Consider the following 22526-nt stretch of genomic DNA (forward strand, 5'->3'; position numbering starts at 1 on the left):
GTCTGCTTCTGAATGGTTGAAGTCTGCTTCTGAATGGTTGAAGTCTGCTTCTGAATGGTTGAGGTCTGCTCTTGAATGGTTGAGGTCTGCTCTTGAATGGTTGAGGTCTGCTCTTGAATGGTTGATGTAAGTTTTTCGATTAACGAATAAAGGTTGTCCAGTTTGGAAGTGTCAGTATCGTGCTGATTAGCAGGAAGATTGTTATTTGTGATCTTCGCTTCCATTGCAAATTCCTTCAGCACATCCCGATTTTTGTGTGCGATATGGTACGGATTCACCAGCACTTTTGTCAAGAATCCCCGAAGCCATAAAAAGAAGGTTTAAGACCTAATACAAAAATTCATCAATCAGTCCTCTTAACTCTCATTTGTCAGGGGTTTTGTTTCAGGTATGACAGTATTATCTGAAACAAAACTACAGCCTTTCTGCATTTTTATCAGCTTGATTTCTTTGTGCCGGCCGTGCGGTTACAGGACGTTCTGGCTAAATTTTGAGCGTTCTGAAAAGGTTCTCGCGGCACTTTTATATTGTACCACGGCAATAGAAAACGGTTTCATCTTTTTGAAGAAAATTTGCTGTTTGTGGCACATCTTTGTAATTTTTTTTCGGATGGCGCTGGAAGTTTTTATAAAAATGCTGAAATTTTGATAACGCCGCACAGTGAAATGAAAACATAAAAGGGAACCCGTGCATTAAATTCCACGGCGGTCAGAGTTTTTTCCGCGTATTGTTCCGATTAGAGTGTTTAGCAGCTCTTTCTGATTCCGGCGTGCCTGCCCCGGGGGAAAATCCGTCTTTGAAGATCCGGGGGCATGCAGATAAATCTGCCGGCGGCAATAATGGTTCTGTTTATGTCCGGTACCTGCTTTGCAGTTTCCTGAGAAAGCATTTGGGGTTGAAAATGTTTTCAGAATATCCGAGTCTGCAGCATCACCTGCAATCTCACAAAAAAGCTATAAAAATTTCATTACTTTTTGCCGTTTATGTAACATAATAAGCAGAATTAACGAAGAGATTCTCTGTTTTCCTTGCGGTATGCCGTGCCAGTTTTTCAGCCGGCTCAGAAGCAAGAGCAGAAGTGAGTCCTGAATGAATTTTTTTTGCAGTCCGGTTTTATTAAGTTGAGATTTGGGAGTTTATAAAAATGGCAAATTTTGCTCTGGTTGGAGATGTAGGCGGTACCAATGCCCGCCTGGCATTTTGCAATCTTGAAAACGGTGAGATTAGCAATGTTGAGGTATTTTCCGCTCTGGAAAACTCCAGCCTTGAGGATGTAATCAGGCTGTACTTTGGCAATCATGCCGATATCAAGGTCAAGGACGCCTGTATTGCCATTGCCTGTCCCATTACCGGCGATCATGTGGTGATGACCAACAATCCCTGGGAATTCTATATTTCTGAGATGAAGGCCAATCTGAAGCTGGATCATCTGGAGATCATCAACGATTTCACCGGCCAGTCCATGGCTATTCCGGTGCTGGGCAGCGATGACCTGGTGAAGATTGGCGGTGAGGAGCCCCTGAAGGACAAGCCGGTGGTGGTATACGGTGCGGGTACCGGTCTTGGCGTGGCACATCTTTTCAATTTTAAGGATACCTGGGTAAGCGTTCCGGGTGAGGGCGGCCATGTGGATTTTGCACCCAACAGCGAGGAGGAGGATTCTCTCCTGGCTGTGCTTCGCGAGGAGATCGGACATGTTTCCTTTGAGAGGCTGCTTTCCGGCATGGGCCTGGTGAATATTTACCGGGCTATTGTCATTTCTGACAACAGACAGCCGGAAGCACTGGAACCGAAGGATGTAACTGAAAGAGCTCTCCGTGACGATCCTGATACCGACTGCCACCGTGCTCTCAGCCTTTTCTGCGTTATGATGGGACGTTTTGGCGGTAACCTCGCTCTTAACATGGGTGCCTTTGGCGGTGTTTATATTGCCGGCGGCATTGTGCCTCGCTTCCTGGAGTTCTTTAAGAATTCCGGCTTCCGGGTGGCCTTTGAGGACAAGGGGCGCTTCAAGAAGTACCTTTCTCAGATTCCGGTATATGTCATTACCCAGAAGTATTGCGGACTTATCGGTGCCGGTGCCTACCTGAGACAGGCTCTGGGGATCAGAATTTCCTGATTCCGGGGCTCGTTTTAGCGGAAGAGAGGCCTCGCAGCAGCTTTTCCGGAGAATGAACTAATCAAAAGGGGGGCTGTCTGTGACAGTTCCTCTTTTTTGTGTGTCCGGTGCTCCGCATTAGCGATTCCTATCCCCCGGGAGTGTTACGGACGCGGCTCTGCTGCTGGCGGAAGGCTTGATGACCGGATAAAGCGGTCTCACCGCGTTTTTTTTTCGGTGTCTTTGCTGCGGCCGCCTTCCGGGAATTATTTCCGGCGGGACAGGTGTATTTTGCGGTTTCGATATGCTATATTTCAGTCAGATTCCGGGCGGGGAATCGGTGGCCCCGGCTTTCTCCCGGACTAATCCCGAAACTCTGAGACACTGTTTGTTACGTTTTTTGCTTTATGTCCAAGATTAAATTTTTCAGATATGCCGCAGTGCTGGCACTAACCATAATTGTCTGTCTGTCTGCTGTTCCTTTAGAATCCTTTGCCGCCGGCACCAGACCTGCAAAGACGAAAAAAGACCCGGAGCATGCGGCACTCTCTATTGATGCTGCTGATCGTGCCGGAGATGTTCCCGGAAGCAAAAAAGATAAAAACATTTCGGTTGTCGCCAGTGATGTCGATCCGAATGATCCCTCCAAAATAGGGGTTTCTGTCGGGGAGATCGATAAAATTATCCGGAATCTTCAGGAAAAGGAGAAAGACGGCAGCATAACTCCGGAGCAGCTTCAGAGTCTCGAGGATTATCAGGAAATCAGAAAATACAATCAGGAGATTCTGAGTGATGTAAAAACCATGGAGTGGGTCTATACCTTTATCAACATGGATCCGAAGAACAACCGTTATCTCAGGGAAAACAAAGAGTTCTTTAAGGAGCTTGAAGCCGATAAGAAGCTCCTTAACAATAAGATTTCCGACGCTGATCTGGCCCTTTTGATTGCCAAGTACACTTCCAAGAAGGAAAGTGCGCAGACTGCCTACAGCAGGGTGAAGAACTTTTATGACAATTCCAGCAGCTATATAGAGGTCTCTACTGCAAAAATCGGAGAGCTGGGCAATCAGATCCAGGAAAACACCAATCTGCTCAGAGAGCTGGATCGCAATGCCTACCCGTCCCGCTATCTCAGACTGAAGGCTCAGAATGCCAGCTGTTCGTCAAAGATCAACGTTACCCAGTTTATTCTTAATAATTACGAGATTTCCTATAAAAATCTGGCTATCGGGGTTAACTATCGTCAGGAAATTCTGGCCGCGGCCACTGAGTTTCTGGAAAAGACTAAGTCTTTCCATGCCGAAATGCGGCGGAAGCAGCTCAGCTCTACCATGGTAGAGGCCAGTGAAGAGGTTTCGGGAGCCAAGGATTATCCGGTGGTAGCACGGCTGGCGGAAATGAACCGCCGGATTCAGGAGGATATCGAGCTAGTAAACCGGGAGAATACTGTCTACGAGGCGGATAACGCCACACTCTCCCAGATGATTGCCGAGGCCAAGAGCTTTGACGAGGATCTTAAGAATCAGATTGCCTACTTCAAGGGAACGGTGAATCTGGCCCGGATTCTGCTGACCCAGACCAATTATTACCGGAAGATAGATTTTCCGGAGAATTTTACCGACAATCTTTCAGACCGCCGGATGATGATATACAACAACCGCAACGATCTTAACGGACTGGATGCCTTAAGAAAGAAAATCTACGCGGAGAATCAGGCGGAATTTATAAAGAATCCCGAAATTGAGAATCTGGTAAAGAAGCATCTGGACATCAGGATGAAGCTTCTTTCGGAGCTTAATGTTCTTCTCAATACCAATACCCGCAATGCCACCAATCTGCAGATTAATCACGATATCTATGAAAGAATCCGCTCCGGTCTCAACCAGCAGATCAAGAGCGCCCTGTTCTGGAATCCCTCCAACGTCAGTCTGGGCCGCAAATGGATCCAGAACTTTAAGGAAAAGGTTGAAAACAGGGATTTCATGCTGATGAACTATATTGTGAACGTCAGACTGATTGCTCCTTCCGTGCCATCCTGCATTAATTTGGGTTTTCTGATTCTCGCTTTTATCGTGTCTTTCTGGGCGGGATGGAAGCTGAACACCCGCAAGGCTGAGATTCTTGCCAATCTGGTAAAACCCAGAAAGGCCGGCTACGGCGATGCGCCACTGGCCGTTCTGGCAGATTTTATGCAAGCGCTTCTGGTATTTCTTATTACTGCTATCGCTGGCTATGCGCTTCTTTCGGTAACGGAATTCCGGGATGAGGTTACCCAGGAGCTTCTGGGCGGCCATAATTTTTATGAAACGCTCTGGGGGCTGGCGCTTTTGATTGCGGGAGCGACATTTTTTCTCAGAATATACCGCAAGGGCGGCCTCAACGAAAGGCTCTTCAATATTTCCTATGACCGGAGATTCTACTGCGGATACCGGAATATTTTTATCTGCGTATGTGCCATCTGGATTACCGTGCAGTGGCGGATCAATACCCAGAATATATTTACCTCCGATGTTACGGGACAGCTGATTCTGTTTCTGATATCAGCCTATCTGTCCTGTGAATTCCTGCGTCTCGTGATCATAAGCCTGAGAAGGAAGGAGGTGCTTTTCCGGAAGAAGTTTATTATCGCGGTGGCTCTGGTGCTGTGCGTTACCCAGATGGTGATAACCTTTATGGGGTATTACTATTCCGCGGTGCTGCTTTGCGAAAGGATAATCGTCTCTCTCTTCATTATTATGGGGTACGATCTTTTAAGAAGCCTGGTGAAGAGAACCTTCCGGGTGTATACCATAAAGAATCGTCTGAGACAGTGGAATGAGGAGCGCCTCAGACGGAGGGCCGGCGGAGATGAGAGTCCGGATGACGATGATGAGGACTCCCTGTTTATGGTGCAGAAGGATGAAATCAGTGCCTATCAGGTAAGTCAGCAGACCGTAACCATTGTGGATCACATATTCCTGCTCCTCCTGGTGGTTATTCTGCTCAGCTTCTGGGGAGATCTTTTCACCGTAACAAATTATCTGAAAAACTTCACCGTATACAGTATCGGAGTCGGCGAGGCCATAAAGGCGGTTACGGCCTTTGATATTCTGCTGGTAATATATGCTCTGGGTATCGGCACCATCGTCATAAAGAACCTGCCCGGAGTAATGGAGGTGCTTCTTTTCAATCACTGGGAGCTTCTCAGGAAGTACAATTATTCCATTACCACTATTATCACCTATCTGCTGATAGCGGTGGATGCTTCCTTTGTCTGTACCACACTGGGACTTAGCTGGGATAAGGTGCAGTGGCTGGTGGCGGCTCTTTCGGTAGGTCTGGGCTTCGGTCTTCAGGAGATTTTTGCCAATTTTGTTTCCGGTCTTATTCTGCTGTTTGAAAGACCGGTACGCATCGGGGATATCATTACTATCAATGATCATAGCGGTACTGTCAGCAGGATTCGTATCCGCGCTACCACCATTATGGATTTTGATCACAAGGAATATGTAGTGCCAAACCGCGCGCTCATAACGAGCGCTCTCACCAACTGGACCCTGATGGACACTGTTACCAGGGTGGCAGTCAAAGTGGGAGTGGGATACGATTCCGACATGGATCAGGTGCGGAGTCTTCTCATGGACATTGCCCGGAGAAATCCCTATGTCATGCGGGATCCGGAGCCGAAAATGTATTTCATGAGCTTCGGGGACAGCAATCTGAACGTGGAATTCTATGTCTTCACCAGAAAAACCGGGGACCGCTACCCGTGCATCGATACCATGAACAGCGATATTCTGAAAACCTTCAGAGAGCACAATATCGAAATCGCCTTTAATCAGGTCGACGTTTATGTCAAGAATGTAAAGGATGGCCAGGAGATCCGGATTGACAGTCTGGAGTCTGCAAAAGGCAGAACCTGAGTTTCGGAAGGTGCTGTTATTACCGGGCGGACGGCGGTGGTCCGGACAGCAGGGGAAGCGAGGTCCGGATCTGGTTCCGGTTCATTTTCCCGCAGTCTCCGTCCCGATTTTTTGTGCCTGCCGGAGGATGGAACAGCTGATTTTCGGAAAGCGGAATTCTGTTTTTGGAAGAAAAGCTAAAAAATCAATTAAAAGCTGTCGGCAGGATCTCATTTTGTGATATTTCTTGATAATTTTTGCCGATAGTATAAAATGCTCAAAATTTAACTTTGATTTTGCGTGTGTTTTTTCATGCAAAATCATGCCTTGCAGTTTTCCGTAAAAATAGTAATTCTGGAGGTCATCTTGACTCATTCTGCATTACTGGTGTTAGAAGATGGCACAGTATTCAGAGGTGTTTCATTTGGCGCTAAGGGCTGTGCTGTCGGTGAGGTTGTTTTTAATACCGCTATGACCGGTTATCAGGAAATCCTCACTGATCCATCCTATTCCAAGCAAATCGTAACACTTACATATCCTCATATTGGCAATTATGGCTGTAATTCCGAAGATGAAGAATCGCCTGATATTCAGGTTCAGGGGCTGGTAATCAGAGATTTGCCGCTTCTGGCTTCTAATTTCCGCAGCCAGACTCCTCTTTCCGACTATCTCACCAATCACGGCGTTGTCGGTATCTGCGACATTGATACCCGCAAGCTTACCCGTATCCTGCGGGAAAAGGGTGCCCAGAACGGCTGCATTATGGCCGGAGAGAATCTTGACGAGGAAGAGGCTCTCAGAAGGGCACGGGAGTTCCCCGGCCTCAAGGGCATGGACCTGGCCAAAGAGGTTACCTGCAAGGAAAAGTACGAGTGGACTGAAGGCTCCTGGAGTCTCGGTTCCGGATACAAAAAGCAGAATCCCGAGGATCTTCCCTACCATGTAGTGGCCTATGATTTTGGGGTGAAGCGCAATATTCTCCGCATGATTGCCGATCGCGGCTGCCGTATTACCGTGGTTCCGGCCACTACTCCCGCGTCAGAGGTTCTGGCTATGAATCCTGACGGGGTGTTTCTCTCCAACGGCCCCGGGGATCCGGAGCCCTGCACCTACGCTCAGGAGGCCATCAGAGAAATTCTGGATCGCGGTGTTCCGGTATTCGGGATCTGTCTCGGGCACCAGCTCCTTGGACTGGCTTCCGGTGCCAAAACCATTAAGACCAAGTTCGGGCAGCACGGTGCCAATCAGCCGGTGCAGAATGTGTTTGACAAAACCGTAGCCATCACGTCCCAGAACCATGGCTTTGCCGTGGACATGGACACCCTGCCGGACTGCCTCGAGGTAACCCATATCGCGCTGTTTGACGGCACTCTGCAGGGAATGCGCCGCAAGGACAAGCCGGCCTTCAGCTTCCAGGGACATCCGGAAGCCAGCCCGGGGCCTCATGATGTCGCCGGTCTTTTTGATCACTTTGTCGAGCTTATCAAACAATATCGTGAGGGGCAGAATTAAATGACCAAGCGTACAGATCTCAAGAGTATTCTTATTCTGGGGGCCGGTCCTATCGTAATCGGTCAGGCCTGCGAATTTGACTATTCGGGAGCCCAGGCGTGCAAGGCTCTTCGCGAGGAAGGCTACCGTGTTATTCTGGTAAACTCCAACCCCGCCACCATAATGACAGATCCGGAGATGGCCGACGCTACCTATATCGAGCCTATAAACTGGCAGGTAGTGGAGCGTATCATCGATAAGGAACGTCCCGATGCCATTCTGCCCACCATGGGCGGCCAGACGGCTCTTAACTGCGCCCTGGATCTGGCAACCCACGGAGTGCTGGAGAAGTACCACGTGGAGATGATCGGCGCCACCGCCGATGCCATCGACAAGGCCGAAAACAGAGACCGTTTCGACGAGGCTATGAAAAAGATTGGCCTGAGCTGCCCGAAGGCCGGTATTGCCCACAGCATGGAAGAGGCCTGGAAGGTGCAGAGCGTGGTAGGTTTCCCCTGCATTATCCGTCCCTCCTTCACCATGGGCGGCTCCGGCGGCGGTATTGCCTACAATCCTGAGGAATTCGAGGAGATCTGCAACCGCGGTTTGGATCTGTCTCCAACTCACGAGCTGCTCATTGACGAATCCCTGATCGGGTGGAAGGAATATGAGATGGAGGTGGTCCGGGACAAGAATGATAACTGCATTATCGTCTGCTCCATCGAAAACTTTGACCCCATGGGTATTCACACCGGCGATTCCATTACTGTGGCTCCGGCACAGACCCTTACCGACAAGGAGTACCAGATAATGCGCGATGCCGCTATGGCGGTGCTGCGCGAGATCGGAGTGGAGACCGGCGGATCCAACGTGCAGTTCGGTATTGATCCCCGGACCGGCCGCATGGTTATTATCGAGATGAACCCCCGGGTTTCCCGCTCCTCAGCTCTGGCTTCCAAGGCTACCGGTTTCCCGATTGCCAAGATTGCCGCCAAGCTGGCCGTGGGCTACACCCTGGACGAGCTTCGCAATGACATTACCGGCGACCGTACCCCGGCCTCCTTCGAACCGACCCTGGACTATGTGGTTACCAAGATCCCCCGGTTTAATTTTGAGAAGTTCCCGCAGGCCAATGATCGTCTCACTACCCAGATGAAGTCCGTCGGTGAGGTTATGGCCATCGGCCGCAACTTCCAGGAATCTCTGCAGAAGGCTCTCCGCGGTCTTGAAATCGGGAAGAGCGGTCTGGATCCGGAAATTGATCTTAAGGCCCCGGATGCCAAGGCCCGTATTGAACACGAGCTTCAGGATGCCGGAGCTGCCCGCATCTGGTATCTGGCCGATGCCTTCCGTGCCGGTATGAGTCTTGATGATGTTCACGAACTCACCGATATCGATCCCTGGTTCCTGGTACAGGTGGAGGAGCTGGTAAAAATCGAACACCAGATTTCCGAAACCGGCTTCTCCGGTCTTGACGAGGAGTTCATGCGCTTTATCAAGAAGAAGGGCTTCTCTGACATCCGCATCAGCCGGCTGGTAGGTGTTTCCGAGCGTGAGGTTCGCAAGCTGCGCAACCGCCTGGGCGTGCTTCCGGTATACAAGAGGGTTGATACCTGCGCCGCCGAGTTCGCCACCACCACTGCTTATATGTATTCCTCATATGACGAGGAATCCGAGGTTGCGGAAACCACCAAGAAGAAGATCATGATTCTTGGCGGCGGCCCGAACCGTATAGGTCAGGGTATTGAGTTTGACTATTGCTGTGTTCATGCCGCCATGGCGCTTCGCGAGGACGGCTATGAGACTATTATGGTCAACTGCAACCCGGAAACCGTATCCACCGACTACGATACCTCTGACAGACTGTATTTCGAGCCGGTAACCCTGGAGGATGTGCTGGAAATCGTCCGCGTGGAGAATCCTGAGGGCGTTATTGTTCAGTTCGGCGGTCAGACCCCGCTGAAGCTGGCACTGCCGCTGGAAAAGGCTGGCGTTCCTATCATCGGCACCAGTCCTGATTCCATTGACCGGGCCGAGGATCGTGAAAGATTCCAGCAGGCCGTTAACCGTCTCCATCTCCTGCAGCCTAAGAATGCCACCACCTTCTCCCTGGAGGAAGCGGTGCGCGAGGCCCAGGAAATCACCTATCCTCTGGTGGTGCGTCCTTCCTACGTGCTGGGTGGCCGGGCCATGGAGGTTGTTTATGATGAAATCGATCTCCGCCGCTACTTCAAGGAGGCCGTAAAGGTTTCCAACGAGTCTCCGGTGCTTCTGGACAAGTTCCTGGACAATGCCACCGAGGTAGATGTGGATGCGGTCTGCGACGGCAGGCACTGTGTTATCGGCGGCATTATGGAGCATATCGAGCAGTGCGGCATTCACTCCGGTGACTCCAGCTGTTCCCTCCCGCCGTATCACCTGTCGGAAAAACTGCAGAATGAAATCAGAAGACAGACTGAAAAGCTGGCCTTTGAGCTCAATGTATGCGGTTTAATGAACATTCAGTTCGCAGTTAAGGATGAGCAGGTTTATCTCATCGAGGTAAACCCCCGTGCTGCCCGTACCGTTCCCTTTGTGTCCAAGGCCACTGGTGTTCCTCTGGCCAAGGTGGCTGCCAGGATTATGACCGGCAAGTCTCTTGAAGAGCAGGGACTGACGGCCCAGGTTATCCCGCCGTACTATTCCGTGAAGGAAGTGGTGCTGCCGTTTAACAAGTTCCCGGGAGTGGATCCGCTCCTCGGACCGGAAATGCGTTCCACCGGTGAGGTTATGGGCGTGGGCAAGACCTTCCCTGAAGCTTTTGCCAAGGCTGAGATGGGCGCTAACAGCAGAATCGTCAAGGGCGGCAGGGTTCTTCTCTCCGTACGTGATTCCGACAAGTATCTCCTGCCGGATCTGGGAAGAAGGCTCATTAATGAAGGCTTTGAGCTTGATGCCACCCACGGTACTGCTCAGGTGCTGACTGCAGCCGGAGTGCCGTGCCGTCCTGTGAAGAAGGTATACCAGGGCCGTCCGAACATTCTGGACTACATGAAGAGCGGTGTTTATAACTATATTATCAACACCACCGAGGGACGTCAGGCTATCGAGGATTCCAAGACTCTGCGCCGCGGCGCTCTGCAGTTCAAGGTGGCCTACACCACTACCATCAAGGCTGCTCTGGCCTGTGCCGACGCCGTCGACAACAATGTTGACGAGACCCGTGAGGTGCATAGCATTCAGGAGCTGCACGCTCTTGTTAAAAGATAAGCGCTGATTTCTTTTCATCAGGGCCGTTTCCGGAAGGGAACGGCCCTTTTTAATTGCCGGGCATTTTCTGCTTTCTCCGCCCGGATACGTTTCAGAATCCGGAATTTCAGGCCCCGCCGGAAGACAGCCTTCCGGGACTTTCTCCGGAATATGAGACTCATGGAATTGCTGACAGAATTTTCTTTTCCGGGGGCTTTTGTCAGGTTTAAAATGAAGAATACTCTCCGGCCTTTTTTGGTGCCCCAGCTGACAGCCTGCAGACGAAAACTGGGCACTTTGCATGGCAGGGAGCTCCGGTCGGAATCAGGCACGAGTTTCCTATTCTGAAACCGCTGACAGTTTCAGCTGCCGTCTTTTTATTTTTCAGACTTCCTTCCGGGTGGCAGACGGTAGTGTTTTCGGGATTTCCGGGGTGCTGTAAATACCATGTTTCCGTGGGTGACGGATAATAAAACGCCGGTATTGTGAATAATCCGGCAGGAGAAGTGGCATGAACATAAATTCAGGATCTGGCGTTTCTTTTTTAGGTATGGGACTTTTTCTGGTTCTGCTGGGGGCTGCCAGTGCCGCTTCTTCAGAAAAAGCGTTTGGCTATGTCGAGCACCTGAAGGGGGGCTTTGACGGAAACGACAAATGTCTCTACCGGATTAATCGTAATGGCACGGTTTTATGTCCCCCGGAATTTCAGTCGTATGTTTATCTCGGAGATGTGGTGATTCCGGCCAGGGGGGCTGTTCTCAGGTTTGTGCCGCTTTCTCCCGATGGCCAGGAATTTGAATTTTCCGATCCGGTGCGGATCTCGAAACAGAAACCGGGAAGCCGGAAAGAGAGTCTGTCTGTAACAGACGCGATTAATGTGCCGGCCTCCCTGACAACAAACCGTAACCCCGGGCATGCAAAAGAACCTTCAAAAGACCCCGGAAACAGCGGAACCGGCAGTGCGGAAAAGGACACTGTTCTCATGGACCGTTCCGTCCCCCGCCTCCCCGGCCCCTGATTTCAGGACGGGGGAGGTTTGGCTGGCGGGGAAAATTCGGAGACTTTGAATAGCGGCACTGACAGATTGCCGGATGGAAGACTATGAAACTGCTTAGGTATATAAAGCTGCTGTTCGTGCATTTCTTTTTTTCAGAGAAGGTATTCCTGAGACGCACAATTTTTTATGTAAACGTTTTTCTGATGTCGGTGATCAGTATCTGCTTCCTTTTTCCCGAACGGTTCGATTTTGTCGGTTATTCCCTGGACAGCTCCTATGACCGGCTGACTGAAAATAACTACCGGTGGGCGATTCTTGAGGGAAACGAAGCGCAATCATTTTCTTCCGATATCAGGCTTATTGAATTTGATGAGACATACTACAGGGAGAGCTATACTCTGGGATACTGGACGCCCCGCAGCGCTGTGGCGGATACCCTGATTTCCGCAGTAAGGCGGGGGGCATCTGTGGTAATTTTCGATTTTGTGTTCCGGCGTCCGGCACCGGTTATTCTGAAGAACGGCAGTCAGTTTGACGATGATGCCGCATTTCTGGAAAGATTCCGGACAGCTGCGGAGGAAGCGAAAAAACGCCGTTCTATCATTATTATTCCGTATCCGAACACTCCCGAAATGAACCGTCTGGCTGAGGAATATCCGGACAGCGTGGCTTTTGCGAATTTTGGTGTCTGGGAGAGAAATGACGACCGGGTTGTCAGAAGGGCCAGATGGCTTGCTTCTGACAGCGGACATCTTTCGGTGGCGCTTCTGGCCTTTCTTCACAGTTCATTTCCGCCGGACAAAAGAGCCGGAGCGGAACGGGATATCCGGAGAGCTCTGGCCCGGGAAGACTTTGTGCCGGAAGTCATTCCGGAATCCCTGGCTGATCTTTTATCCGGAAGCAGCCTTCTCAGCTCCAGAATTGTTTACCGTTATCTTCTTCCGGAAAATATCCGGGCTCTGGATAAAAAGGCCCGGGTGGCCCAGCTCGGTGTTCTGTACCGTCCGGACCAGATAAACAGCACCTATGATTTTCCTGATCTGTCAGGCAGGATAGTTCTTATGGGAAGCACCTTTACAGAGCTTGGTGACGTGCATAAAACTCCGGTCGGCTCAGTAAGCGGTGTGGTTATTCTGGCCAATGTCGTTAATATGGTATTGAACGGGCAGTTCAGTCATGGCCACTTTCTTATAGATATCCTGATAGTGCTGGCCGCTATTATGATTTTTAGCTTTATTTTTGCCTACATGCCGTACACCATCAATCTGGTAATTACTATCGTTATTGCCTATTCGGTGCAGTATATCAGCATGCGGATCTATAATCTGAGCTTTTTTTACTGCAATGTCGGGTTTGCGATAGTGCTGGCGGGAATTCTGAATTGCATCTACGGGATAATTAACAGAGCAGCCGCTGTTATCAGATATGTCAGATCATCCGACAAAAAATAGAATTCCCCGGCAGGACTGATATCCTATGAGGCCGTTTTTTTTGCATTATACCCCGGTCGGTAACAGCTGATTACCGCCCGCACAGTTCCGGATGAAAGTGCCAAAACTCCGGCTGTCCCCGGGGGCTTTTGTGAGGACTGGCCTGAATTCCATGTGCGGCACACTTATTGCCTGTCCGGCCCCCCTCTTTTTTGAACTCGCCGCAAAAGTCAGTATAATGCACCTGTGTTTTCAGATATTTCGGGTTTTCTTATGGGACTCAGGTTTCCGGTACTTCTTCTGACCTGCATTATGCCGTTTGTGTGTTTTCCAGCTTTGGCGGATTCCTGCGGTGAAAACTGCCCTCCGGGACAGCAGGAGTCTGGCAGTCAGGATAGCGTTTCCCCCGAAGCCAGGGCCGATGAATCCAAAATCACCTACCTGGTAAAAGGTCTGGAAGGGGAGATTAAGGAAAACGTTGAAGCCTATCTCAGCACGCTTCCGGATTTCAGAAAGGTGAACTTTGCCTCCAGCGAGGAAAAGATTCTGGAGTCGGTGCGGAATGCGCTTAAGGTGTTTGGCTATTATTCCCCGAAAATCGAACTCGTATTCAGGAAAAGCACTTCGGCAGAGCTTACTGTTAAAGTGAGCAAGGGCAAGCCGGTGTTTATCAGAAGGAGCGATATTGTGGTGGTCGGGGAGGCTCTGAACGATCCTCTGTACATGTTTGGCCTCAGCAATATCAAGCTGAAATCCCATACGCCGTTCCGTCATACCGATTACGAGGATGTAAAATCCCTGCTGTTCAGCCGGGCTCTGACCATGGGCTATTTCGATGCCCATTTTATCAGCTCGTCGGTTATTGTGAACACTGACGAGAATACCGCAGATATTTTTCTGGTGCTGGATTCCGGACACCGTTACCGCTACGGGAAGATTACCTTCAAGGGGGATTCCCGGTACAAGGATATCATTGCCCCCCTGATAACCATCAAGGAAAATGACTATTTCAGCATGAACCGTCTTTCGGCCATGAGCGGTTCGCTCTACGACACGGGGTATTTTGAGTCAGCTGAGGTGGTGCCTGATATCAGTAAAAGCAACAATCCGGAGAATCTGGACTATGTTATTCCGGTGGACATCACGCTGACCCGCAGAAAATTCAACATTGTGGAGACCGGTATCGGCTACGCCACCGATGAAGGGCTGCGGGGGCAGGTCAAGTGGCTCATGCCTCTTATCAACGAGTACGGGCATTCTCTTAATATGCAGATGAAGCTTTCCCGTATAAGACAGGAGGCGCTGGTTCGTTATACCATTCCCCGCAAGGACCCGCTGAAGGATTACTATTATTTTCAGGCGCAGCAGGCCTATGACGACATCAACGACACCGATTCCACCATTTTCGAGGCTTCGGCGCATTACTTTTCGAAGCTGGGGCGGAACTGGCAGTACGACACCTATGTGGCCTTTCATACCGAGGACTACAAGCAGGGCATGGAAAGCGGCTATGCCCAGATTACCGGCATCGGCAGCTCCATGACCTATCTGAAATTTTTTCCGATGCAGGATCCCCGGGAGGGGCAGCGCTACATGATCCGGGCGTTCGGGGCCTCGGAGCATGTCGGTTCTGATGTAACGTTTCTGCAGCTTACGGGGCAGATCCGGTGGCTTTTCAGTCCCACACAGAATTCCCGTTTCCTTCTGCGCTTCGACGAAGGGGTGAATATCAGCCACGACACCAGCAAAATTCCTCCGTCATACCGTTTCTTCACCGGCGGTGACACCACTATCCGGGGTTTTGGCTACAAGACGCTGTCGGAAACATTCTCCAACGGCACCCTGAAGGGCGGCCGCTATCTCAGTGTGGCATCAGCGGAAATTCAGATTCCGGTCATCGAGGATCTCCGGCAGACCCTGTTTATTGATGCCGGCAATGCCCCCGACAAGTTTGAGGAGGATGAAGTGTACATCGGTGTGGGTACCGGAGTGCGCTGCGTGACCAAGATCGGCCTCATAAAGCTGGATCTGGGATTCGGTGTGTCAGAGACCTCCATTCCGTTCCACCTTCACTTCGGAATAGGTCCGGATCTGTAGGAGTTTATCATGGCACAGACAAACGGCAGAGTTAAGCGCTTTTCCTGGTGGCGGCTGTTATGGAAAATCATTTCGGTGACGGTGCGGGCGATAATCGGCTTTTCAATTCTGGGAATTGCTGCCGGTCTCATGATTATTTTTACCTCCCGGGGTACCAGTCTGGCCTGGAGCCTGGCTGCGGACAAGGTGGAGGGGCTCAGCGGCGAAATGGTGTCCGGACATCTGGGGCGGGGCTTCCATATCCGGAACTTCAGCCTGGATATTCCGGATGTAATCTCTGTTTCAGCCAGGGATTTTGAGATTCAGTATAATCTGGCCGGCCTGCTTCTGGGGCATTTTACCGTTGACGATCTTGTGGCCCAGGATGTGCTTCTCGTGATCGGAAACCGTCCTTTGGAAATGCCGCTTATCGGGGATTTTCTGGCAGCCAGGCTGCGGGAAACCGCTTCCTGGGTCCGGGACTATGAAACCGGCCGGATGATTCGGGTTAATCCCGAGGTTCCGGATCCCACAGCGGCAATTGCTCCCGCTCCGGCGCTGAATCCTGAAACTCCGCCTGAGGATACGGAGGAAGAGGCGGCGTCCGAGGAAAGCTTTATTTCCATTCCTCTTGATGTTCATGTGGATGCTGTCAGGGTAAAGAATTTTCTCATGCTTTCGGATGCCGTGGATGTAGCTGTTTCCGATCTTTATCTCAGAGCGGGACTTAAGGACGATACCGTTACAGTGCATACCGCCGATGCCAGCTATATCGATGTGCAGCTTCATGACGAGAGAATGCCGGATTCTCCGCCGTCGCCCCCGGTGCCTCTGATGAAGGACCCCTTTTCCAGAACCGAAATTGCAGATGCTGTTTCAAAGCTGCCCACAGTATTTCTTCCCATAAAAATCAGGGTGGATGCCCTTACCCTGGATTTTGTCCGCTATCATCAGACGGTTTATGACACCGGCGTTATGAGAGGCTTTCTGAAAGGGAGCTATATCGGGGCCGATATCAGCGTATCAGAGTTCCGGGTGGATCATCATCTCGGACATGCCGTGCTTACCGACAGTACTATGACGCTCAGGGACTATTACCCTATGGATGTGAATCTGAGCGCCTGGTCGGAAAACGACGAGTGGTTTGATTTCCTGGATCATCACAGGCTTGCCGCTACCGGAAAGGGGGATCTTGTCGATTTGAATGTTCATGCGGTCATCTCCGGCAAGGCGGATGTGACTGCTGATGCCAGACTGAATACTCTGGGGCCGTCCCTGCCTTTTGAAGCCCGTGTCAGCGGCAGGAATCTGGGCTGGCCGATTCTGAATCCCGAGTATTCCGCCGGAACGCTGGAGACTTCAGCCCGGGGCACTCTTGACGGAATAACTGCTGAAATCGCAGCCGGCGGTATCCGGGCACTGAACTATCCGGAGCTTAATCTTAAGCTTGCCGCCTTTACGGATATGGTTTCTGCTGATATTAAGAGCCTCAGTGTTGTCTCAACGGACAAAAAGCACGAGGTTAAGCTTAACGGTCATGCCGATTTTGACAAAATCTACGGCTTTAAGGGGGAGGTGAAGGCCCGGACCGATGATCTGTCCCGCTTTGTACCGGATTTCCCGGCCGCGCTGGAGCTTAGTCTCCGGCCGGAATTTGCCATGAAGGCCGCTGACAGTTCCTGGAAAACCGAAGTAAAGGATCTGGATCTTCAGGGCGTTCTCAAGGGGTATCCTCTTTCGCTTTCCGGAAGGCTTATCAGAGCTAACAGCAGCCTGGACGCCGAAATCCGGGGGCTTTCTCTGATTAACGGCGGCAAAAACTATCTCACAGCAGAGGGGGTTCTCGGACAGAAGTCGGATCTGGCTGCCGATATTGATCTTAAGGATCTCTCCCTGCTGTATCCCGATCTGAAGGGAGGTATCTCCGGAAAAGTCAGTATGACCGGAAGCCTTACCGCCCCCAATGCCGTGGTGAATCTGAAATCTCAGGAACTGGAGTTTGGGGATCTGAAGCTCAGAAAGCTGGATCTCGGACTGGATGCCGCCTCCCGGAACGAGCATCTGACGAAGGCGGATCTGGCTCTGAAGCTTGGCGAGCTGTTCTCCGGCGGCAGCAAATTCGTGGATACGCTGCATCTCAGTCTTAAGGGCGGCGAGGAATCTCATGATCTTTCCCTGAAGGCCAGAACCGTGGCCGGGCATCTTGATCTGGCCCTCCATGGCGGACTGGATGCCCGGAGAACCCGCTATCTTGCGGATGTTTCCAGACTCAGTCTGGTTACCAGAGAACTGACGACCGCTCTTAAGGACCACCTTGCAGTGGAGACCAGGCTGTCTCCGGATCTTCAGGTCAGGGCGCGGGAGCATTCCTGGCTTGTGAACGGCAACCAGCTTACCTTTCAGAATCTGGAATGGAATCCGGCTCAGGCCCGGGTAAAGCTGACGGCACCGGAAATCAAGCTGAATTCCTTCAGGGCCTTTATTCCGGAAATTATCAGTCTCCCGTTTTCAGCAGCCCTCAATGCCGATCTGACTCTGGTTCGAAACCGTCCGCAGGGCTCAGTTTCCCTGGAGATTCCGGGCGGCAGCCTGGTATATGACAGAAGAGAAATGACCTTTGACCGGGTGTCTCTGAATGCCGCCATCCGTCCCGACCGGCTTAACACCGTTTTTCTGGCAGATCTGGGAACGAACGGTTCTTTGAATGCCGAACTTGCGGTGACGGATCCTGCGGGGCAGAAGCAGTCTCTTTCGGGAACCTACCGGATTAACAGCATCAACCTCGGACTGCTTTCGAAAATGCTGGGGGAGGTAGCAGCATCCTCCGGTTATCTTGAAGGGAACGGGACCTTTGCGGGAAGTCTGACCAGCCCCGGTCTGAACGGCCAGATCCGGATTCGAGACATGAATGTTACTCCGGCGATGGATCTCGGCACCATTTCCGATATCAATACCACGCTGAGCTTTAACGGGCACAGTGCTGATATGCATGGCGGCTTTGTGATACTGGAAAAGAACGGCCGTTTTAATGGCAAGCTGACCTGGGATCCGGAGCTGGATGCCACTATTTCCCTGGATACCGATGACCTGCTGCTGGATCTTTTCGGGTACGGCCAGGGAATTGTAAAAGTGAACATCGCGGGACACTTTTCTGACAAGGTGAACGAGCTTTCCGGAAAGATTGCCATGCCCTATGCCAGGATCAAGGTGCGTTCCCTGCCGCCCAGCTCCCAGGCACTCTCCAAGGATGTGCATGAAATGGTCAGAACCGAGGACGGCGGGTACAGCTTTCAGCGCGGGGGAACGCTGCCCATGGGACTGGATCTTGATATCAGCATCGGCAATGACGTCAAGCTCACGGCTATGGGATTAAAGAGCGATATCCGGGGCAAGCTCCAGATAAAGCAGCCCCCCCGGAGACAGATGAGTCTGACCGGTGAGATCAGAGCCGAAAACGGGACGATTCATAAATTCGGTCAGGATCTGATTATCAAAAGAGGGCGTATCAGCTTTGTTGGCGATCCCTCAGAGCCCAATCTTGATATCCGCGCCATTCGCAATCCCCGTTCCATGGACAATGACAATATTACGGTGGGTATTGCGGTCACCGGCACGGCCTCCCGTCCGCATATCAAATTATTTTCCAAGCCGCAGCTGTCTCAGAGTGAGACTCTCTCCTACCTGCTCCGGGGCAAGGGCATGGATGCCAGTTCTGCCAACACCAATGACATGAGCACGCAGCTTCTTCTGGGAGCCGGGCTTATGCAGGCGGAAGGGGTGCTCAGCGATGTGGGAGAGAAGCTGGGACTTCAGGACATGGCTCTGGATTCCCGGGGCGACGGGGATGAAACCTCGGTGGAGCTCTCTGCCTATATTATGCCGAAGCTTCAGGTGGCCTATGGCTACGGTATCTACAATGCCATTTCCGAGTTCCGCATCAGATATGAAATGTTCCCGAAGTTCTATATTGAGGGGGTAAGCTCCCTGGAGCAGGCGGTGGATGCTCTCTATAAGTTTGAATTCAATATGGGCTCGGACGACAGCGATGGAGAGAAGGAAAAGAGCGCTGCCGCATCCCCGGAGAGCGGGACTGAGAAAAAATGACCGCTGCTTCTGCCTCCGGCAGGAAGGTCAGGTTTCCCGGGGCGGTTTTGTTCCCTATGCGGCTCCTTTCAGGAGTATTCCGGCAGGTCTGAAATTGCGGAGCTCTTCCGGAAAGCCCTTCGGTATTGCGGGGGCAGGGTTCCGGGGAGAGTCCGGCCGCCTCCCGGGTTTAGCATCTGCTACTGATGTCTTCTCCAGCTGTTTATGTAAATGTTTTCAGAAAAAATCCCGGATTTCGGCGGAGACGGTTATAATAGGGCGGACAGTTCAGGCCCGGGGCCGCATCTCCGCAAATACGCGGTTTTATCTTTATCTGGAGTTGGAAGTAAATGGCTGTATCCCGTCAGGAAAAACGTCGTCTTGATTATAAACCTCCCCTGTTTACCATTACCGATGTCGATTTAAGCTTCAGTCTGGATCTGACAAAAACCAGGGTTGTTCAGAAAAGCAAGGTTAAAAGACTTACCCCGGATCTTTCGCAGCCTCTGGTGCTTGACGGGGACGGCCTGAAACTTCTGGGGGTCAGAATCAACGGCCAGGAATGCTCCTTTACGGAGACCGCAAAATCCCTGACAATACCGGTTTCCGAAAAGGAATTCTGGCTGGAGGTGGTTACCGAAATATCCCCTGCCGACAATACCGAGCTTATGGGGCTTTACGTTTCCGACGGCAAGTTCTGCACCCAGAATGAGCCGGAGGGCTTCCGGAGAATTACCTACTTTCTGGATCGCTCCGATGTTCTGTCCCGTTATACCGTTCACATTTCCGCTCCCGCCGGACAGTATCCCTTCATGCTCAGCAATGGCAATCCGGTGTCCGACAGCACTCAGGACGGAGTGCGTACTGTAACCTGGAAGGATCCCTTTCCGAAGCCCAGCTATCTTTTTGCTCTGGTGGCCGGAGACTTTGACGAGCTTTCCCGGGAATTTGTTACCAGAAGCGGTAAAAAGGTGCAGGTGCGCCTTTATGTGGATCGGGGCATGGCACCCTTCGGCGATGCCGCCATCGATTCCGTACTCCGGGCCATGAAGTGGGACGAGGACAGATTCGGCCTGGAATACGATCTCAGCAGATTCAATGTGGTTTCCGTGGATTTCTTCAATGCCGGAGCCATGGAAAACAAGAGCCTGAATATTTTTAATTCCCGGTATGTGCTGGTGGATCCGGCCAGTGCCACGGATACCGATTATGAAAACGTGCTTTCGGTAATCGGACATGAATATTTTCATAACTGGACCGGGGATCGGGTTACGCTCCGGGACTGGTTTCAGCTGAGCCTTAAGGAAGGTCTGACGGTATTCCGGGATCAGGAATTTTCCTCGGATCTGGGATGCCGGGCCATTGAGCGTCTCAAGGCCATCAGGGTAATCCGGGGGCCGCAGTTTGCCGAGGATTCCGGCCCGATGGCGCATCCGGTGCGTCCTGATTATGTGATGGAGATGAACAATTTCTATTCGGCCACTGTTTATGACAAGGGGGCCGAGGTGATCCGGATGATTCATACCATTCTGGGCGAGGAAGGTTTTCAGAAGGGCATGCGGCTCTATATCTCCAGATATGACGGCAAGGCGGTAACCTGCGAGGATTTTGTTTCGGCCATGGAGGAGGCCACCGGCACGGATCTCCGGCAGTTCCGTAACTGGTACAGCCAGTCGGGAACTCCCGTGGTTACGGTGAGCATGAACTATGATGAAAGAACCCGGAAATGCGAGCTTACGGTAAAGCAGAAAACCCCGCCCACACCGCGGCAGCCTGAGAAGAAGCCTTTTGTCATTCCCATCAAAATGTCTCTTTATGACAGACAGGGCAACCGGATTCCGCTGATAAAAGACGGTGTCCCGGCGGCACCGGTGCAGATTGCCGATGAGGAAAGCCAGTCCTGGCTTTTTGAAAACGTGCCGGAACGGCCGGTGCCGGCCCTCCTGGAAGGCTTCAGCGCCCCCGTGAAGCTGGAATATCCCTATACCGAGGAGGATCTCCGCATTCTTCTCATGCATGCAGAAGACCCGGTATCCCGCTATGATGCGGTGCAGAGTCTTATAATCAATTATTTTTACCGTAATGCGGAGAACTTTGAAAGAAATCTGCCGTTTTCCGAACCTAAAGCGCTCATTGAAGCCTATCGCTATATTCTGAACAGCGATATGGATCGGCGTTTTGCCGCTTTTGTGATGACGCTGCCTTCCATTAATTCCGTTATCGAGAATTTCCGGGTGGTTAATCTGGATGCGGTGTTTGCGGTTTACCGGCATCTCAGGGATTGTCTGGTTATCGGACTCAGGGATGAGATTTCCCGTCTTTACGGGAGATCTCTTCAGGTTTATGAGGAGCGGGTGCGGACTCCCGGCTCCTATGCTGTAACCCCGGAACAGATGGGAGAACGGGCCTTGGCCGAATTTTTGCTGGATTTTCAGGCCCGTTCCCTGACGCTTTCCGGAGATGCGGCCGGTGCTGCAGCGCTGGTGCTGCATCATTACCGGATTTCGGACAATATGACCGACACCCTGGCAGCCATGAAGACCGCAGTGCGCTATGGTCTCAGCTCCGAGGCGGAGATCCTTGGGGACTTTGAGGAAAAATGGTCCGGGAATCCGCTGGTGTTTGACAACCTGTTTCGAGCCGTGGCCATGGCCCCCCGTCCTGATACCCTGAACCGGGTGCGGGATCTTATGAGGCACAAATGCTTTGACATCGGTAATCCGAACCGGGTGCGGGCTCTTATCGGGGCCTTTGCCTCCGGGAATCCGGAATGCTTCCACGCCATAGACGGCAGCGGCTACGAGTTCCTCACCGAGACGGTACGGCAGCTTAACAGGACCAACGGCCATGTGGCAGCCAGAATTCTTACCCCGATGCTGGCGTTGCGCCGCTTTGACAGAAAGCGCTGCGATATGATAAAAGGATGCTTCGAGAAGCTGCTTGGGGAACCGGATCTTTCAGATGCCGTATATGAGCTTATTGACAAATCTTTGAGGCATCTTTAAATGGCGGATAACGTTATTACCTTCAGTGTGTCTCTGAGTGCCGAGGAGGTGCTGGCTATGTACCGCGGGGAAATCCGCCGGGTCATGGTGGTGAGCGATACCGGACTCAGGATTGACATTAATGCCCAGCACTTCATGAATTTCACCACCCGGCAGGGGATTCACGGCCGTTTCAGGATTGTCCTGGACAGCAGCAACCGGCTGACCCGGATGGAGAAGATCGGCTAGGCTGCTGCC

General features: G+C 51.7%; 11 protein-coding genes and 1 pseudogene. 10 read left to right on the forward strand and 2 right to left on the reverse strand.

Features of this window, described 5'->3' with window-relative positions; genetic code table 11:
- A pseudogene (locus F557_RS22960) lies at nt 1-224 on the reverse strand (hypothetical protein); the annotation flags it as partial.
- Nucleotides 225-1144: 920 nt separating this feature from the next.
- Between F557_RS22960 and glk the strand changes: the two are divergent.
- Together glk and F557_RS0108270 are read left to right on the forward strand one after the other, a co-directional pair.
- Complete coding sequence (glk, locus tag F557_RS0108265) at nt 1145-2119, forward strand: glucokinase (protein ID WP_019001768.1); 975 nt, start codon at nt 1145-1147, stop codon at nt 2117-2119.
- A 386-nt stretch (nt 2120-2505) separates the two neighbouring features.
- On the forward strand, nt 2506-6000 hold the full coding sequence (locus F557_RS0108270) for a mechanosensitive ion channel domain-containing protein (protein ID WP_019001769.1): 3495 nt from the start codon (nt 2506-2508) through the stop codon (nt 5998-6000).
- Nucleotides 6001-6081: 81 nt separating this feature from the next.
- On the opposite strand, the gene F557_RS22240 is transcribed toward F557_RS0108270, so the two are convergent.
- Nucleotides 6082-6354, reverse strand: a complete 273-nt coding sequence (locus tag F557_RS22240; RefSeq protein WP_157617793.1) for a hypothetical protein — start codon at nt 6352-6354, stop codon at nt 6082-6084.
- Between F557_RS22240 and carA the strand changes: the two genes are divergently transcribed.
- The 8 genes from carA (at nt 6346) to F557_RS0108330 (ending at nt 22517) form a co-directional block, all read left to right on the forward strand.
- Nucleotides 6346-7491, forward strand: coding sequence for a glutamine-hydrolyzing carbamoyl-phosphate synthase small subunit (gene carA / locus F557_RS0108280; RefSeq protein ID WP_026297823.1), 1146 nt, complete (start codon nt 6346-6348; stop codon nt 7489-7491). The genes F557_RS22240 and carA overlap by 9 nt on opposite strands.
- Nucleotides 7492-10719 (forward strand): carbamoyl-phosphate synthase large subunit, encoded by a 3228-nt coding sequence (gene carB, locus F557_RS0108285; RefSeq protein ID WP_019001772.1) that lies wholly within the window; start codon nt 7492-7494, stop codon nt 10717-10719. It begins immediately after the preceding gene.
- A 490-nt stretch (nt 10720-11209) separates the two neighbouring features.
- Nucleotides 11210-11716 (forward strand): hypothetical protein, encoded by a 507-nt coding sequence (locus F557_RS0108300; protein WP_019001775.1) that lies wholly within the window; start codon nt 11210-11212, stop codon nt 11714-11716.
- A gap of 83 nt (nt 11717-11799) precedes the next feature.
- A complete protein-coding gene (locus tag F557_RS0108305) occupies nt 11800-13146 on the forward strand; it encodes a CHASE2 domain-containing protein (RefSeq protein WP_019001776.1) in 1347 nt (448 codons plus the stop codon).
- 252 nt (nt 13147-13398) lie between these two features.
- Nucleotides 13399-15222 carry an autotransporter assembly complex protein TamA gene (locus F557_RS0108310; RefSeq protein WP_157617794.1) on the forward strand — a complete coding sequence of 608 codons (1824 nt, stop codon included), beginning with the start codon at nt 13399-13401 and terminating at the stop codon, nt 15220-15222.
- A gap of 9 nt (nt 15223-15231) precedes the next feature.
- Nucleotides 15232-19305: a translocation/assembly module TamB domain-containing protein gene (locus F557_RS0108315; protein WP_019001778.1), complete on the forward strand. Its 4074-nt coding sequence runs from the start codon at nt 15232-15234 to the stop codon at nt 19303-19305.
- A gap of 329 nt (nt 19306-19634) precedes the next feature.
- A complete protein-coding gene (gene pepN, locus F557_RS0108325; protein WP_019001780.1) occupies nt 19635-22289 on the forward strand; it encodes an aminopeptidase N in 2655 nt (884 codons plus the stop codon).
- Nucleotides 22290-22517 carry a DUF2835 family protein gene (locus F557_RS0108330; RefSeq protein WP_019001781.1) on the forward strand — a complete coding sequence of 76 codons (228 nt, stop codon included), beginning with the start codon at nt 22290-22292 and terminating at the stop codon, nt 22515-22517.
- Nucleotides 22518-22526 lie beyond the last annotated feature (9 nt).

This window comes from Succinimonas amylolytica DSM 2873 (assembly GCF_000378405.1).
Lineage (GTDB): Bacteria > Pseudomonadota > Gammaproteobacteria > Enterobacterales > Succinivibrionaceae > Succinimonas > Succinimonas amylolytica.